This window comes from Ruegeria sp. YTSA135, assembly GCF_059610165.1.
In genome coordinates this window covers 118758-135253 of the sequence record NZ_JBXWNC010000007.1, presented here as the reverse complement: position 1 = coordinate 135253, position 16496 = coordinate 118758, and the positions used below count along the sequence as shown (strand labels likewise).

General features: G+C 57.9%; 18 protein-coding genes. 1 reads left to right on the top strand and 17 read right to left on the bottom strand.

The window, feature by feature from the left end:
* Nucleotides 1-7: 7 nt before the first annotated feature.
* The 15 genes from AC2FIT_RS11325 to ruvC form a co-directional block, all read right to left on the bottom strand.
* Complete coding sequence (locus tag AC2FIT_RS11325) at nucleotides 8-1684, bottom strand: formate--tetrahydrofolate ligase (protein ID WP_496829483.1); 1677 nt, start codon at nucleotides 1682-1684, stop codon at nucleotides 8-10.
* Between the two features lie 165 nt (nucleotides 1685-1849).
* On the bottom strand, nucleotides 1850-2425 hold the full coding sequence (locus tag AC2FIT_RS11320) for an MOSC domain-containing protein (RefSeq protein ID WP_496829481.1): 576 nt from the start codon (nucleotides 2423-2425) through the stop codon (nucleotides 1850-1852).
* Nucleotides 2426-2529: 104 nt separating this feature from the next.
* Nucleotides 2530-4446: an ATP-dependent zinc metalloprotease FtsH gene (ftsH, locus tag AC2FIT_RS11315; RefSeq protein ID WP_224889584.1), complete on the bottom strand. Its 1917-nt coding sequence runs from the start codon at nucleotides 4444-4446 to the stop codon at nucleotides 2530-2532.
* A 76-nt stretch (nucleotides 4447-4522) separates the two neighbouring features.
* The gene (gene tilS / locus AC2FIT_RS11310; RefSeq protein WP_496829479.1) at nucleotides 4523-5776 is read right to left on the bottom strand and encodes a tRNA lysidine(34) synthetase TilS; all 1254 of its coding nucleotides are present in this window, start codon (nucleotides 5774-5776) and stop codon (nucleotides 4523-4525) included.
* A complete protein-coding gene (gene ybgF / locus AC2FIT_RS11305) occupies nucleotides 5773-6597 on the bottom strand; it encodes a tol-pal system protein YbgF (protein WP_496829477.1) in 825 nt (274 codons plus the stop codon). The genes tilS and ybgF overlap by 4 nt, the downstream gene beginning before the upstream one ends.
* A gap of 4 nt (nucleotides 6598-6601) precedes the next feature.
* On the bottom strand, nucleotides 6602-7117 hold the full coding sequence (gene pal, locus AC2FIT_RS11300) for a peptidoglycan-associated lipoprotein Pal (protein ID WP_496829475.1): 516 nt from the start codon (nucleotides 7115-7117) through the stop codon (nucleotides 6602-6604).
* A gap of 88 nt (nucleotides 7118-7205) precedes the next feature.
* Entirely contained in the window at nucleotides 7206-8525 is a 1320-nt protein-coding gene (gene tolB / locus AC2FIT_RS11295) for a Tol-Pal system beta propeller repeat protein TolB (protein ID WP_496829473.1), read from the bottom strand.
* Complete coding sequence (tolA, locus tag AC2FIT_RS11290; protein ID WP_496829471.1) at nucleotides 8522-9619, bottom strand: cell envelope integrity protein TolA; 1098 nt, start codon at nucleotides 9617-9619, stop codon at nucleotides 8522-8524. Before tolA ends, tolB begins: the two co-directional genes overlap by 4 nt.
* Before the next feature lie 9 nt (nucleotides 9620-9628).
* Nucleotides 9629-10105, bottom strand: a complete 477-nt coding sequence (gene tolR, locus AC2FIT_RS11285; RefSeq protein WP_068337650.1) for a protein TolR — start codon at nucleotides 10103-10105, stop codon at nucleotides 9629-9631.
* Between the two features lies 1 nt (nucleotide 10106).
* Nucleotides 10107-10802, bottom strand: coding sequence for a protein TolQ (gene tolQ, locus AC2FIT_RS11280; RefSeq protein WP_496829468.1), 696 nt, complete (start codon nucleotides 10800-10802; stop codon nucleotides 10107-10109).
* Nucleotides 10803-10911: 109 nt separating this feature from the next.
* Nucleotides 10912-11319 (bottom strand): tol-pal system-associated acyl-CoA thioesterase, encoded by a 408-nt coding sequence (ybgC, locus tag AC2FIT_RS11275; protein WP_068337654.1) that lies wholly within the window; start codon nucleotides 11317-11319, stop codon nucleotides 10912-10914.
* A 289-nt stretch (nucleotides 11320-11608) separates the two neighbouring features.
* Entirely contained in the window at nucleotides 11609-12232 is a 624-nt protein-coding gene (locus tag AC2FIT_RS11270; RefSeq protein WP_496829466.1) for a hypothetical protein, read from the bottom strand.
* 60 nt (nucleotides 12233-12292) lie between these two features.
* Nucleotides 12293-13312 carry a Holliday junction branch migration DNA helicase RuvB gene (ruvB, locus tag AC2FIT_RS11265; protein WP_475183775.1) on the bottom strand — a complete coding sequence of 340 codons (1020 nt, stop codon included), beginning with the start codon at nucleotides 13310-13312 and terminating at the stop codon, nucleotides 12293-12295.
* A gap of 16 nt (nucleotides 13313-13328) precedes the next feature.
* Complete coding sequence (gene ruvA / locus AC2FIT_RS11260; protein WP_496829464.1) at nucleotides 13329-14006, bottom strand: Holliday junction branch migration protein RuvA; 678 nt, start codon at nucleotides 14004-14006, stop codon at nucleotides 13329-13331.
* Nucleotides 14003-14500: a crossover junction endodeoxyribonuclease RuvC gene (gene ruvC, locus AC2FIT_RS11255; RefSeq protein ID WP_496829462.1), complete on the bottom strand. Its 498-nt coding sequence runs from the start codon at nucleotides 14498-14500 to the stop codon at nucleotides 14003-14005. Before ruvC ends, ruvA begins: the two co-directional genes overlap by 4 nt.
* 334 nt (nucleotides 14501-14834) lie before the next feature.
* Here ruvC and AC2FIT_RS11250 point away from each other — a divergent pair, with 334 nt between their 5' ends.
* Nucleotides 14835-15047 carry a DUF1127 domain-containing protein gene (locus AC2FIT_RS11250; protein WP_068337885.1) on the top strand — a complete coding sequence of 71 codons (213 nt, stop codon included), beginning with the start codon at nucleotides 14835-14837 and terminating at the stop codon, nucleotides 15045-15047.
* Nucleotides 15048-15152: 105 nt separating this feature from the next.
* Here AC2FIT_RS11250 and AC2FIT_RS11245 read toward each other — a convergent pair whose 3' ends face one another.
* Complete coding sequence (locus AC2FIT_RS11245) at nucleotides 15153-15635, bottom strand: hypothetical protein (RefSeq protein WP_496829460.1); 483 nt, start codon at nucleotides 15633-15635, stop codon at nucleotides 15153-15155.
* Nucleotides 15602-16474: a 50S ribosomal protein L11 methyltransferase gene (locus AC2FIT_RS11240; RefSeq protein ID WP_496829459.1), complete on the bottom strand. Its 873-nt coding sequence runs from the start codon at nucleotides 16472-16474 to the stop codon at nucleotides 15602-15604. Before AC2FIT_RS11240 ends, AC2FIT_RS11245 begins: the two co-directional genes overlap by 34 nt.
* Nucleotides 16475-16496: the final 22 nt, after the last annotated feature.

Genomic DNA, 16496 nt, shown 5'->3' with positions numbered 1-16496 from the left:
CGGGCGCTTAGAACAAGCCCTCGATCTGACCTTCATCGTTGAGGCGAATCGTCTCAGCCGCCGGTTTGCGGGGCAGACCGGGCATGGTCATGATCTCACCGCAGACAACCACGATAAAACCGGCACCCGCAGACAGGCGAACCTCGCGCACGGGAACCGAATGGCCAGTGGGCGCACCGCGCAGGGTCGGGTCAGTCGAGAATGAGTACTGGGTTTTTGCCATACAGACCGGCAGATTGCCGTAGCCTGCGTCTTCCCACTCGCGCAACTGGTTGCGGATCTTGTTGTCGGCCAAAACCTCGTCGGCACGGTAGATACGCTTGGCGATGGTTTCGATCTTCTCGAACAACGGCATTTCATCGGGGTAGATCGGAGCAAAGTTGGCCGAACCGCCTTCGACAATCTCAACCACTTTCTCTGCCAACGGTGCTGAGCCTTCTGAACCCAGTTCCCAGTGGCGCGACAGGATGGCCTCGACACCATGTTCGGCGCAATAGGCTTTAACCGCCTCAACTTCGGAATCCGTATCGGTGACAAAATGGTTGATGGCGACAACAACCGGAACACCGAAGGATTTCACGTTTTCGATATGACGGCCAAGGTTGGCGCAGCCGGACTTTACCGCATCGACGTTTTCTGCACCCAAATCGGCCTTGGCCACACCGCCGTTCATCTTCATCGCACGTACAGTCGCTACCAGCACAACAGCCGACGGAGCAATCCCTGCCTTGCGGCACTTGATGTTCATGAATTTCTCTGCGCCCAGATCGGCCCCGAAACCAGCTTCGGTTACGACATAGTCGGCCACTTTCAACGCCGTCTTGGTGGCAATGACCGAGTTGCAGCCATGCGCGATATTCGCGAACGGGCCACCGTGAACAAAGGCAGGGTTGTTTTCCAGCGTCTGCACAAGGTTGGGCTGCATCGCGTCTTTCAACAGGACGGTCATTGCGCCTTCGGCCTTGATGTCGCGGCAGTAGACCGGGGTTTTGTCGCGGCGATAGGCTACGATGATATCGCCCAGACGCTTTTCCAGGTCTTGCAGGTCGGTTGCAAGGCAGAGGATCGCCATGACCTCAGACGCGACGGTGATGTCAAAGCCCGTCTCACGTGGGAAACCATTCGATACGCCACCCAGCGAGGCGGTGATCTGACGCAGGGCACGGTCATTCATGTCAACCACGCGGCGCCATGCCACGCGGCGGATATCGATTTCACATTCGTTACCCCAATAGATGTGGTTGTCGATCATCGCAGACAGAAGCGAGTGCGCCGACGTGATCGCGTGAAAGTCACCTGTGAAGTGCAGGTTCATTTCCTCCATCGGAACAACCTGCGCGTACCCGCCGCCCGCAGCGCCGCCCTTCATGCCAAAATTCGGACCAAGCGACGCTTCGCGGATACAGATCATCGCATTCTTGCCGATGCGGTTCAGACCGTCGCCCAACCCAACGGTTGTGGTGGTCTTACCCTCACCTGCGGGGGTCGGGTTGATTGCGGTGACAAGGATCAACTTGCCATCTTCCCGGTCCTGAACCGAGTTGATGAAGTCCTGACTGACCTTTGCCTTGTCATGGCCGTAAGGCAGCAGATCAGCAGACTCGATGCCAATTTTCGCACCAATTTCCTGAATCGGCTTCTTGTTTGCCTCGCGGGCGATTTCAATGTCGGATTTATAGCTCATTGGGCAGGGTCCCTGATTTAATGCCGTGCTAAACCGGCGCGATGCGTCGGCGCTGGGAAACCCATACCGTTGTGTACCAGAGAGATGGCTATAGATTCCGACATAATCATGCCGCGAAACGGCGTTGAGGTGGATCAGGCGCTGCTAATCGGAAACAGGCGGACCTTAAGGCGCCCAATTTCGCTGATCCGGTACAAACAGGGACATGGTATCGCCCAGCCTCAATTCTCCGGGCCGTTCGACCCATGCGGTGACACCGCGCCTCCCCCGGGCAGCCGATTTGAATGCCGCACCGTAGCCGGGCAGGTTTGCTTCGATTTCGCGCCCCGGAAGAACGCAAGGGCGGTTTTCCATGTCGACCACTATGGTCAGACCACCGGCAACCTGAAGCCGTGACGATGGTGGAACATGAGTGAAGTCAGGGATGCCACGCAGCACAAGAGTGGCCCCCAGAAAAGACGGGTCCAAACGCTGAACGCCCATCTCTTGCGCTGTCGCCTCAATCTCTTCCAGAGACAATACAGACAATTGCCGGACGTTGCGGATTTCAGTTCCCCTTGGGTAAAGGTTGGCCACACGAACGCAGGACGCTCTGTTTTCGCCTTCATGCCGCGCCCCAAGGTCACCCGAAAACCCAAGGTCCAGCCAGTCAACCGCTTTGGCCCGAATACTGGTTCCTGCGGGGACATGACCCAGCCAGACAACCTCTGCCTCATAGTCGGTCTTGCGTAAAACCGGCATGCTTGTTCCCCGCCTCAGCCACTTATTGAAGCGCACTAGAGGACAGAAAGCCAAGAATGAAAAGACAAAAAAAAGACCCGGGACATTGCCCGGGTCCAGTCCGTTTAAGCCGAGGGTTCCGGCTCCATCCCGCCTTCGGGCGGAGATTTTTTGACCTTGGTTTTCGGAATGGCGGTGACGCTGGGCGCGCTGCCTGCGTCAGGCTTGTCGCCTTCGTCATCGCTTTCGTTCGGGGACTCGCCGTTCATGACGCGCTTGATCTCATCGCCAGTCAGGGTCTCATACTCCAGCAATCCTTGCGCCAGCCGCTCCCACTCTTCGTTTCTGTCGCTCAGAATCGTGTGCGCACGCTCATAGCCCTGTTGGATCAGGCGCTTCACCTCTTCTTCGATCAACTCCTTGGTATGCGCGGAGACCGAGAAGCCGGCGGTGTTGCCCTGATAGCCCTCATGGGCTTCGGCATAGTCGATGTTGCCCACCTTGTCCGACATGCCCCAGCGCATGACCATCGCGCGCGCCAGCTGGCTGGCCTGCATGATGTCGCCCGCCGGGCCGTTTGAGACGTGATCCTCACCGTATTTGATAACCTCAGCGGCTTTACCGGCCATAGTCATGGCTAGCTTTTGCTCACACTCATCACGATGATAGTTCAGGCGATCCATTTCCGGTAGCGAGACAACCATACCCAACGCGCCACCGCGCGGGATGATCGTTGCTTTATAGACCGGATCACATAGCGGCAGTTCCAGGCCAACCACGGCGTGACCAGCTTCGTGATACGCTGTCTTTTCCTTCTGGTCCTGAGTCAGCACCATCGAGCGGCGCTCGGCCCCCATCATCACCTTGTCTTTGGCGTTCTCAAAGTCTTCCATGGTGACAAAACGCCGACCGACACGTGCGGCCATCAGCGCGGCTTCGTTGACGAGGTTCGCCAAATCAGCACCCGAGAAGCCCGGCGTGCCCCGCGCGATGATGCGCAGATCAACATCAGGCCCAAGTGGCGTTTTGCGGGCATGAACGCCCAAAATTTTCTCACGGCCTTTGATGTCGGGGTTGCCGACGGTCACGTTGCGGTCGAACCGGCCCGGACGCAGCAGCGCAGGGTCCAGCACGTCCTTACGGTTGGTCGCGGCCAGAATGATCACACCTTCATTCGCCTCGAACCCGTCCATTTCAACCAGCAACTGGTTGAGGGTCTGTTCGCGTTCGTCGTTACCACCACCGTAACCGGCACCACGATGGCGGCCCACGGCGTCGATTTCGTCGATGAAAACGATACAGGGCGCGTTCTTCTTCGCCTGTTCGAACATATCGCGCACGCGGCTCGCGCCCACGCCCACGAACATTTCGACAAAATCAGAGCCTGAGATGGTGAAGAACGGCACACCCGCCTCACCCGCAATAGCACGGGCCAGCAAGGTCTTACCCGTACCCGGAGGGCCAACCAGCAGCGCACCTTTCGGAATCTTGCCGCCCAAGCGCGAGAATTTCTGCGGGTTGCGCAGGAATTCGACAATCTCTTCCAGTTCTTCTTTGGCTTCATCAATGCCCGCAACGTCATCGAACGTCACTCGGCCGTGCTTTTCGGTCAGCATCTTGGCCTTGGATTTGCCAAAGCCCATCGCGCCACCTTTGCCGCCACCTTGCATCCGGTTCATGAAATAGACCCAGACACCGATCAGAAGCAGGAACGGTAGAAGTGTGATCAGGAATGATTGGAAACCCGATTGTTGCTGTTTAACAGCCTGAAATGGAATGTTTTCATCAAGCAACAGCTTGGTGACTTCGGCATCACCGGGCTTGATGGTTACATAGCTTGCGCCGCTTTCGGTGGTGTAGCGGATCTGCTCACCATCAACCGTCACATTTTTGACGTCGCCGCTTTCGACAGCGCTGACAAAATCGGAATATGTTCTTTCGTTACTTTGGAGCGTTCCGCCCTGACCGCTGAAAAAATTAAACAGTGCAAGGATCAGTAGAAACAGAACGACCCAGAAGGCGATGTTACGAGCGTTGCCCAAGGAAGATCTCCCACAAGATTTCGGCAGATGGAGGTCTGCCGCTTTGATTTATAAAATAGAGAGGATTCAAGCAGGTTCAATGCGATAAAATTGAAGAGTAGAACTCGGGCCGATGTGGCGCAAATTCGGCTGTCCAACCATTTGAATAAGCAGCCAAAGGCGCGGAAAGCAGTTTTTCCCCCTTCCAAACTGCGGGTGAGGATAAAAGCGCCTTGCGGGGTTTTCCCAAATCTCGCCAGTCGGGCACTTGCGGCAAACCGTCCTTTCCCAGCACGCGCACATCGGCACCGGGCGACGGTGGCCCCGATAGAATCCAACGGCTATCCCAAACCTCGTTCAGAGCGGAGGTTTCCGCCGCCACTGCGTTTAGCTCCCTGCAAAACCACGTTTTATTGCCATGAGGGATCAATAAGCAGCCAGATAGCGTCATTGTCCGACCCTCCACTATCGCCGCAACTGCCTGTTCAACCGAGGCCCGGCGCGGCGCATATCCCTGCCCTGCAATCCACGCGATGATTGCCACAACCAACCGCCGTTGAATTTCTGCCGGGACCTGTTTGAAACCACCCCGGTCCAGACAGACATCCCCGCCATCAACCACAGAGATGCTACGCGCGGATTCTTGCGTATAGCGCGCCAAAGCCTCACGCGCTTGTGCAAGATTTTCAGCCACCCGGGCCAAGGATTGCGCAGAAATCCCTAATGTCTTGAGGTCCTGCAGCGCTTTGCGCGCCTTGATCCGGTCGAACCTCTGATCCTGATTCGACGGATCTTCAACCCAACCCACATCAAGCTCTGACAGATAATCCCGTAAGGCTTGCCGCATAATACCCAGCATCGGACGCAGCAATGTGACGCCATTGCGGACCCTTGAATTGGGCATGCCAGACAAGCCTGTCACACCAGCCGCCCGGCCCAACCGCATCAGCACAGTCTCGGCCTGATCGTCCGCCGTGTGGCCAAGTACAATCGCCGAGATGTCGTTGCGCCGCGCCCAATCCGTCAACAAACGGTATCTTGCCTGTCGGGCCTGGTCCTGCAAGTTCCCTGCACCATCCCAGTCCTGCCACAGAAGTGTTTCGTGTGCGATACCCAAACGCGCGGCCTGATCCGCCACCTGCTTGGCCTCATCAGCGGCTTCGGGACGCAGCCCGTGGTTCACGGTTGCTGCAAACAGGTGGATGTTTTCGGACTGCGCAATCTCATGCAGCAAATGCATCAACGCGACCGAGTCCCCTCCCCCGGACACAGCAATGCCCAATCGCTGCGGCAGATGATCGGGCAGCCCAGCGCGCAGTTCAGATCGAAGCGTTTCGGCCTGATGGGTCAAGAACAGCCCAGCGACGCCATTTCCTGCGTGGCCGCAGACACCGTGGTCGAGGCTGGAAAACGCACGCCAACTTCGGACAGGGTAATGCAGGCCTGATCGGTCTGCCCCAAACGTCCCAAGGCCGCACCCAATTCAAAGAGCGCCTCAGACGCAAAGGCGCCTTCAGAATCGCCAGTAAAGCTGGCGAGGAACGCCCGCGCGGCTTCACGCGTGTTGCCCAGCCCTTCAAGCGCCTGACCACGTTTCAGATGCGCCTCGGGCGCAAGCGGGCTGCCGGGGTACGAGATATCGAACTGCGCAAACTGATCGGCCGCAGCCTGAAAATCCCCTTCGGCCAGCGCCAGTGCAGCAGCTTCGAAGTCGGACTGCTCACCAACCGCCAACTCTCCTTGTTCGGTCACAGTCGGAGCGAGCGGAGAAGCCGGTGCAGCGGCGGTGATCTCTGCTTCGCCGCCCAAAGTCGAGGTCTCACCCAGCGTGCTCAGATCGCCGCCCTCCAATTCGACAAGGCGGAATTCAAGGTCGCCGATCCGGTTGGTGCCGTCGGTCACGATATTCTGCACCCGCTGGTTCAACTGTTCGGTCTGACGTGTCAGGCGCTGCAATTCGGCCTCGATGGCATCTACACGCTCAAGCACGGAACTGCCGGACAGGTTCGGGGCCGGCGAACCGGTCGTCGAAAACTCACGCTTCAGGCGCTGTATTTCAACGTGAAGCACGGTCAATTCCTGCCGGATATCGGCTAAAGTCTGCTGATCCTGTGCTTGTGCCACACCGGCGGTCGCAACAACCGCGGCCAGAACCCATCCTGCAATTCTCATCGTCTTACCCCAAGGTTGAACCGGTCAGCACCGTCACCGCGCGGCGGTTCTTGGAATAGCAATCCTCGGTGCTACAAATCTCGATCGGGCGCTCCTTGCCATAGCTGACTGTGGTCAGACGGTTGCCCGCCACCCCGCGCGAGATCAGGTATTCGCGGGCTGCATTCGCCCGGCGCGCGCCCAAAGCAAGGTTATATTCGCGCGTGCCTTGTTCATCCGCATGCCCTTCTATGGTCGCGACATAGTCCGGGTTGGCCAGCAACCATTGCGCCTGACCCTCAAGGACCGTCTGAGCCTGCGATGTCAGGGTCGATTGATCCACCGAAAACAGAACCCGGTCGCCAATTGTTTGCTGGAAATATGCCGGTGAGCGCGGATCGCTGGGTGAGCCCGACGCAAACGCCCCATTTGCGCCATTCGCGCCATTGCCAAAGCCGCCCAGGCTGGATGGGTCGTTATTGGTACAGGCTGCCATCGCGGTCAGCGCACCCAAGGCCATGATTTTGCCCAATACATTCATTCCAAGTGCCTCGTTGTTTTATCGGTTTATTGCCGTCTCTGTACCACAGTGAAGGTTTCTTGTGAACTTTTCCACACTCCTGCCCCGATCAATTCTGCAATGGCCCCCATGAGGGATCGCTGCCACCGTCCGGTGTACGCACCGGTCGCAGGTTCCGGCCCGAGATATCAACCGAATACAATGTTGCCCGGCCACTGACCCCTTGGGTTTCGCGGGTAAACATGATGACCCGGCCGTTGGGGGACCAGGTCGGACCTTCATCCAGGAACGACGATGTCAGCAGCCTTTCTTCGCTGCCATCCGTTCGCATGACACCGATGTGGAAACGGCCCTTGTTCTGTTTGGTAAAGGCGATCAGATCGCCGCGCGGCGACCAGACCGGTGTACCATAGCGACCTTGGCCAAAACTGATACGGGTCGGCTCGCCTCCATTTGCGGGCATGATGTAAAGCTGCGGCGTGCCGGATCGGTCGCTTTCAAACACAATCTGCGATCCGTCCGGCGAATAGCTGGGGGCTGTTTCAATTGCCGGGGTGTTGGTCAGTCGTGCGCTTTGACCCGAGGCCAGATCCATTCTCCAAAGGTCCGTGTTGCCGCCCTGGATCAAGGAATATACGATCGAACGCCCATCCGGCGAGAAGCGGGGCGAAAAGCTCATCGTGCCGCCTTGGGTGTTCAGTTCGGTCCGTCTGACCCGATCAACATCCAGCACGTAGATGCGCGGCTGGCCGGTTTCATAGCTGGTGTAAAGCAGCCTGTCACCTGTGGGTGAAAAACGCGGGGCAAGAACAATGGCCGAACTGTCCGTGAGGTACTGCACATTCGCGCCATCGTAATCCATGATCGCCAACCGCTTCAGCCGCTGATCCTTTGGCCCGCTTTCTGACACAAACGCCACGCGGCTGTCGAAGTAACTGCCCTCGCCGGTAATCCGGCTATAGACCTGATCAGAAACCTTGTGCGCCATGCGCCGCCAGCCCTCGGTCGTGCCAGCGAATTGAAGCCCATTGCCCAGCTCCTGCCCCGAAAACACATCCCAAACCCGGAACCGCACGGTCAGGCGATTGCCCGAGACGTTTACCGCACCGGTCACAAGCGCCTCGGCATTGATGGCTTTCCAGTCCGCAAACTGTACCGGAGAATCAAAACTGCTGACCCGGCTGATGAAGGCCTCGGCCGAGATTTCGCGGAACAGCCCGGTGCCGGTCAGGTCAGCTGCGACAACCCGCGTGATGTCATTGGCATATTGCGCCGCCGCCGGCCCGTCGGGTACGAAATTCGGCACCGCAAAGGGAAGCGGTTCAATGATCCCCTGATCCAGTTCCAGGCGCAATGGCCCGCTCTGGGCGTAGACCGGCGCTGTCAATATCGTCAGGCCGAGCAACAGGCTGGTCACAAATCTTATCATTTTATCCGCATCCTCTCGGGATTGAATGTAATCTCAATATCCTGCCATTGCGCGTATTTTTCAGCAGGCAGGGTGTATCCTTTTGCCCCACAGCGCAAAATCGCCCGTCGCGCGGCCTCAAAAGCCTGATTTGCAGACGCGCTGGTGCCACCTGAGCTGTCGATCATGCGCAGGCTACCTCCTATAACTTTGCCATCCGGGGTCAGGGAAAATGCCACAACCACCACCGTCTGCAACGCATCGGTAGACAAAGAGCCCACGTTCCAGCACTGCGATACGGCAAGGCGCATGGCGTCTTTCTCTCCGCTGGTCAACGGCGGGCCGGACGGTGCACTATTTTGCCCCAACGCCTCGGCCAGAGCATCATCAATTGCGGTGTCGCTCTGCGCAGGCTCGGGCGGGATCGGGTCCTGCTCTTCGGCCACTTCAGGCTGGGCCGGAGGTGAAGGCTGGTTAGTCCGCACTCGCGGTCGCGGGGATGTGCGCGGTGCGTTCTCTTTGGTTTCTTCGGCTTCGGTCACGATTTGATCGGTGGCCTCTTCCGGGGCGGTTTGATCCTGCTGCTCTTGCTGAGTTTCGGAGCCGTCATCCAGTGATACGGCGGGTGTTTCAACTTCGTCGGGCTGAGCCTCTGGCGGCGGTGGAGCAATGGGCTGTGGTGCGACTTTATCGGCCGGGCGTGGCTGGGCCTCGGGACCCGGAGGAACTGGCAAAGTCTCAGACACGGTTTCTGGCTGATCCAGTGTAGGGGGCTCTTCGACCAGTTCGGGTTCAGGGGGCGCCTCAACCGGTTCCGGTACGGGATCGGGGTCAGGTTCTGGCGGTGTCACAACTTCGGGCGTCGTCACTTCATCTTCTGCCGTTTCGGGTGGCGTCACGTCTTCCTGAGGTGCTTCGGGAGCCTGTAATGCCGTAGGGGTTGGCACCTCGGGTGCGGTACTCTGCGCGGTCAGTGCAGCAAACTGCTCAGCCGACACCACCGAAACCTCCTGTACCGCCATTGGCAAGGGCTCGGACCGAAAGGTGCCGCCAAACAGGGCCCACCCAATCAAGGTGACATGGGCAATAGCTGAGATCTTGGTGCCGGTATCCACCGCGCGGCCTCACTCTCCACCTTCGTCCAAGGCTGGCCCACCGGTGTCTGTCACCAGGCCCACATTGGAAAATCCACCTGCATTCAGCGCGCCCATGACCTGCATCACCTGCGCATAGGGGATAGATCCATCCGCCCGCAGGAACACGCGGTCACTGCTGCGCTCTGCCGCGATGGCGCGCAGCTTGCCAATCAACTCCTGCCGCAAAACGTCAGTGGTCTGAATCTGCACCCGTCCATCCGCGGTCAGTGTCACGGTCAGAGGTTCCTCATTATCCCCGGGCAGTGCGCTGGCTGCCGTTTTCGGCAGATCGACCGGCACACCCACGGTCAGCAAAGGTGCGGCCACCATGAAAATGATCAGCAGCACCAGCATAACATCAACAAAGGGCGTAACGTTGATCTCGGCCATGGGTTGCGCCCGACCACGGCGGCGCCCACGCCTGCGTCCGTTACCGCCTCCGTTCTGTTGAACAGCCGCGCCCATGTCAGCTGTCCAACTGACGCGAGAGGATCGTGGCGAATTCGTCGGCAAAAGCTTCATAGCCGCCTACAATCCGATCACTATCCGCACTAAGCTTGTTGTAGAATATAACCGCCGGGATCGCGGCCAGCAGGCCCAAGCCCGTTGCCAAAAGTGCCTCGGCAATACCGGGGGCGACCACGGCAAGGTTCGTGTTCTGTTGCTCGGCAATCTCGATAAAGGCGTTCATGATGCCCCAGACGGTGCCGAACAGGCCGATGAAGGGCGCGGTCGAGCCTACGGTGGCCAAGATGGACAACCCCTTTTGCAGCGTCTCGGCCTCTTTCGCGATGGCGACATCCATCGAGCGGTCAATCCGCGCGGTGGCCCCGGCGATGAGACCGCCATCAGTACGGTGCGATCGCCGCCATTCGATCATGCCCGCGGCGAAAATCTTTTCCGAACTGCCATCCGGTTGGGTTCCGATCTGGTCGAACAATTCATCCAAAGGGTTACCGGACCAAAAGCTTTCGTCAAAAACCTGCGCCTCGCGCCGTGCAGCGCGGTAATTGATCAGCTTTTGAATGATAATCGCCCAAGACCAGACAGATGCAGCAATCAGCATCAGCATTACAAGTTTGACGATAAATGTCGCGCGGGCATACAGCCCCCACATGGAGAAGTCGATCTCCTGCGCCAGCGCCAGCGTTTCAGCTTCCATGAACCTGCTCTTTGTTTTGCCTGAGGGCCGTTCGTTTGGCCTTGTTTTTCCAAACGCTAACCCAGATGGGTATGAAAAGCCAACAGAACCACTTCTGCCTCGCAATTTGTTACAGCAATGCGCGAATCTCTGCCGGAAGGCGTACGGGTTTTCCCTGTGCATTCATGCATACGGCAGTGACTGTTGCGCGAAAAATCTCGGTTTCGCCACGCTTTATCAGCTGTCCCATCATCAGTCGAACGCCTGAACGAGAGATAAAGCGGGTTTCCACCGTCAGCTCGTCCTCGAACCTGGCGGTTGCCAGATAATCCGCCTCGATCCGCCGGACGACCCAGACGATCCCCTCATCGCGCATGGCGTTCTGATCGTTTCCCAGCTGACGCACATAATCCGAGCGCGCACGTTCTATGTATTTGAGGTAGTTCGCATGATAAACCACACCGCCCATGTCGGTGTCTTCATAATAGACCCGCACGGAATAGACGTGCTTTTTCTGCTCGGGTTCTTGGTCGGTCATAGGGGACGGTCCGATCTTTCAATACGTTTGGGATTTGCTGACGCGAGACGCGCCATGCCTCACATATACTAAGCCACGCGTGCAATCCCCGTATGACAACATTATCGCATCGCACCACGATGAGTATCGAATTTTTCAACTGACGACCAATCTATAGGCCAAGCCAGATGCGCGCGCAGAGTTGGACCGGAAAAGAATCACTGATCCGGGCGAACTGGATACTTGCTTTCAAACAGGCAAAGACATGGTGCGGTCGTTTCGGCGCGCTGACACACCGGCCACCTAAGTCCTATTGCAATGGCTTCATCCGCGCAAACAACCGCAGCGCATGGGACGCTTCCCGCGCCGCGCCGGGAAGTGCAGGGTCATAAGCTGCCCGGATCAACTCGGCGATGTCGGGTCGCAGAACCGTCGTTTGCCCCGCCACAGCCAAGGGCGATTGCGACCGAAAGGCCGTGTCCGACCACAACAGAATGGTCTGCACGACCTGGCTCAGCGCCAGGGTTTCCGCCGGAACCTTCAACAGTTCCTTATCCATCCTCAGAAAAACAAAAGCCGCGCGAATCGCGCCATCCTCTTCGAACCGAAAGACCCGATACTGATTGGCGTCCGCCGCCACCAAACGGTCCACCAAGGGTGCCAGATCCGGGATCAAACGGTCGAGGTCGGGAACCTCCAGCAACTCCTGCCAGTCGCGAAAAAAGAAGACCATGCAATTGGCGCCCAGCTCTGGATCGGTCTCGGCCATCTTGTGCCCGGCCAATGCCACCACTGCCTCAAACGCGCCTTTGACGGTGGACAGGGTCGCATCCTCAACGCCAAAAACAATGGGCACAATTGGTCGCCCCCAACGGGCGAACAGAAAATCACCATTTTCGCGTGTAAACAGCGCCTCGATCTGATCGGGTGTCACGCCCTGCCCCCAGTGTTTCAAACAAAGCCGCCAGAGCCTTAAAGTCTAATGGCGCGCAGTTCAACCAAACAGATCACTCTGTCGCTTGGGGGCCGCCATGCCCAGATGCGTCCATGCTTTTTGCGCCAGCATCCGGCCGCGTGGCGTGCGCTGTATCAGACCCTGCTGCAACAGATATGGTTCAATCACTTCCTCCAGCGAGTCCCGGCTCTCGGACAGGGCTGCCGACAAGGTTTCGATCCCCACTGGTCCACCGGCATAGTTTTCGGCGATCAGTTTCAAATACCTACGGTCTGCCCCATCCAGACCCAGATTATCGACCCCCAGCCGCGTCAACGCACCATCGGCCAGATCGCGGGTGATCCGCCCATCCCCTTCGACAATCGCAAAGTCCACAACCCGGCGCAGCAAACGCCCGGCGATACGCGGTGTCCCGCGTGAGCGTCGGGCGATTTCGCGCGCGCCATCATCTTCGGCAGGCGCACCCAGTTTGCGGGCATTGCGGGTGACGATCTCGTGCAGCTCATCAACAGTGTAGAACTGCAAGCGCGTTGGTATCCCGAAACGGTCGCGCAAAGGGGTCGTCAACAATCCCATCCGGGTCGTTGCCCCAACAAGAGTAAAGGGCTGCAACTCGATACGCACGGTGCGGGCGGCTGGCCCCTCACCGATCACGAGGTCCAGTTCGAAATCTTCCATTGCGGGGTACAAGACCTCTTCAACCGCAGGGTTCAAACGGTGTATCTCGTCAATGAACAGAACGTCCCGCGATTCCAGATTGGTCAGGATCGCAGCGAGATCGCCCGCCTTAGCCAACACGGGTCCTGAAGTCATTCGAAAGTTCACCCCCAACTCCCGCGCCATGATTTGCGCCAGAGTGGTTTTCCCCAAACCCGGAGGGCCGTGAAACAGCGTGTGATCCATCGCCTCACCCCGCTGACGAGCCGACTGGATAAAGATACGCAGGTTGGCTCGGGCTTCGGCCTGACCGATGAACTCATCCAGACCCTGCGGGCGCAGCGCGCGGTCATTGTCCTCGGGCAGCGGGTCCGGGCGCAGGGTGGGGTCGGCATCTACCATTTTATCACCCTTTCACTCAGCTTTTCGGGGCAAGCAGTTTCAGCGCAGCCCGGATCAGGTCAGTCTCACCCGCATCAGGCTGGCTGGCCGCTGCTTCGGCCACTGCAGAGGCTGCATCTGAAGGTCCGTAGCCAAGGTTGCCAAGCGCTGACAGCGCCCCGGCCGAGGCCGCCGCCGCGCCCGAAACCGCCTTCGCCGCTCGCTTGGGCGTCGCGGTTGGCTCTGTCAAGTCGACAACGTCCAACTCTGGCCCCTCTATCGCCTCTGTCACAGTCCCGCCCATCGCCATTACACCCGGAGCCTTGTCCTTTAGGTCCAGCACAATCCGTTGCGCCGTCTTGGGCCCGACCCCCTTGGCCGCCTTGACGGCACCCCAGTCGCCCAGAGCAATCGCCCGGCTCACGCCATCCGGCCCAAGCGCCGAAAGGATGGCCAGCGATACCTTGGCCCCGACGCCCTGAACCGAGCACAGCAACCGGTGCCATTCCTTTTCCACTAGCGACAAGAAGCCATAAAGCTGCATCAGATCCTCGCGCACGACCATATCGGTGTAGATCGATACAGCCTCACCCACACCCGGCAAGGCCGCCATCGTCCGGTCCGAGCAATAGACGATATAGCCGACACCGCGTACATCGATCAGCACGTGATCCGCCGCGCGATAGTCCAGCCGACCCGTCAATTTCCCGATCATGCCCGCACCTCTTTGATCCGCGCCTGCGGCGCTGCACCGTAATACGAGTGACAGATGGCAATTGCCAGTGCATCTGCAGCATCCGCCCCCTTGGGTTGGCAGCCCGGTAATTGCAGTTTGACCATGTGAAGAACCTGCTCTTTTTCGGCGTGACCGACACCCACAACCGTCTTCTTTACCCGATTGGGGGCATACTCACCCACAGGCAAACCAGCCTTGGCCAACGTCAGCAACGCCACACCCCGTGCCTGACCCAGCTTGAGCGTACCCGCGCCATCTTTGTTGACAAAGGTCTGTTCGATAGCCGCCTGATCGGGCCGGTGCTCGGCGATGACCTCAATGATTTGGTTGTGTAGCGACAGCAATCGCTCGCCCAGATCGTCACCATCCGATTTGCACAAGCCGTTTGCAACGTGGCTCAGACGGCTGCCATGCGATTCGATGACGCCCCACCCCAGGGTTCTAAGCCCCGGATCAATGCCCAGAATTCGCATGTTATGCCTCGGTCTGCTCGGGTTTTTGTGACCTTTGTTTCGGGATAGCACGAAACATGAACATTTTCCAAGCAGTTTGACGCGTCGTCCGAAAACGACACACGTATCCCAATGGCGACAGAACGGCCTGTTTGCGACAGCGAAAAGCCTGGAATCGACACGATTTATGAAGGCAAAATGACCAACAAATTAAGGGAATTTAGAGAAAATCGGGCATTGCAAAAACTGCATAGGACACATGCAATTTTTGCACTTGCTAAGCGATTTTGACGACACTAGATGCCGCTCAGAACGGATGATCGAGACCTATACTTTAAACAGAAGGAAACAGGATATGGCTGCACTGGACACTACCCGCGCCACCACTGGCTCGTTCGGCCTCGTTGGCCGTATCGGCGCAACATTTGCATCGGTTGTTAACGCCGTTGTCGAATGGAATGACGCCCGTGTAACCCGCAACACGCTGAGCGGTCTAACAGATCGCGAGCTGGACGATATCGGCCTTTGCCGTGGCGATATTGACGTCGTGGCTGAGGGTCGCCGCTAAGACGAATTTACCACTTACTCGCCTCACTCTCCCGATACAGGGTGAAACAAAACGCCGCGCATCCCGCAATGCGCGGCGTTTCTTATCAAACGAAGCCGTTAAGATTTAGCGAATGAAACTGTTGATCTGCGTTGCAAGGAACGCTGACACAGGATCGATTTGCATCACCCAGGCACCGGCTTGCTCAACAGGCGTTCCTAATGCCAGGTTATCAACGCGATACTGGTAGGCCGATGAGCCCAGACTGCTCAGCAAAAAAACCTTGAACGCGAACAATCCGGCAAGACAGATCAAAAGCAACTTTGCCGGAACTGCCGAACGGACCCGCTGCGGTTTCATCACGACAAGACCATCTTTGCGCATCGTGGCGCGATAGCCCCGGCTGAGCTTTGCGTGTTTCTTGTTCAGGCGATGAATGCGCCGATCAAATTCCAGTTGTTTTCCAGTCATGGCAGCCTCCAAAAAACCGCCCCCGTAACCACGTAAACACGGTAGTTGCAGATTGCGACAAAAAGGAGGCAAGAATCCACGAAACTCCTGTAAATGGTCTAATTTCAGCCTTGTTTGCTTAATATCAGCGTCGTCCACTCACCAATCTTATCGTTTTTAATAAGATTGAACCCATTTTGAAGATAAACCGATATCACGTCATCGGCCTGTTCATTGAGGATTCCCGACAAGATCGCATATCCACCGACCCGCAGATTCGCTGCGATTTCCGGGGACAATGCGACAAGAGGACCTTTGAGAATATTCGCGAAAATCAAATCGTAGGGCGCACGCGCTTGCAAGTCCGGGTGGTCGAAACCAGCGGCTTCTACGCAGTGGACCTGTCCGGCCATATCATTGGCCTTGAGGTTGGCCTCGGCCACATCTACGGCGACCTGATCAATGTCACTTGCGATGACATCGCCGTCCCAAACCCGCGCCGCAGCAATGGCCAGAACCGCCGTGCCACATCCAATATCGGCCACTTTGGTCGCCAAAAACCCTGTGTCCAGCAAGTAATCCAGCGCCTTGAGGCACCCCAATGTCGTGCCGTGGTGCCCTGTGCCGAAGGCCATCGCGGCCTCGATCAGCAGCGGGATGCGCCCTTCGGGCAGTTTTTCGGCATCATGGCTTCCATACACAAAGAACCGCCCCGCCTCGACCGGGGCCAGCTCGCGGCGTACATGGGTCACCCAATCGGTCTCGGGCAGTTCTGAAACCACAAATGGTTTGGCTTCGAACGCCGCAGCCAGAAGAGCCAGCGCCGCTTCATCCGGTGCCTCTGTGAAATACCCGCCCACTTCCCAAAGGCCCGAGCCATCTTCGACCTCGAAAACGCCGACACCAGTGGGTTCGGGGTTCAGGCGTTCCATCGCTTCACCCAAACTGTCGGCAGCTTTCTTGCCTTTCAGCGTCGTAAGCGCGGTGAATGTGGGCATTTCGGCCTCCTGTCTCAGTTGA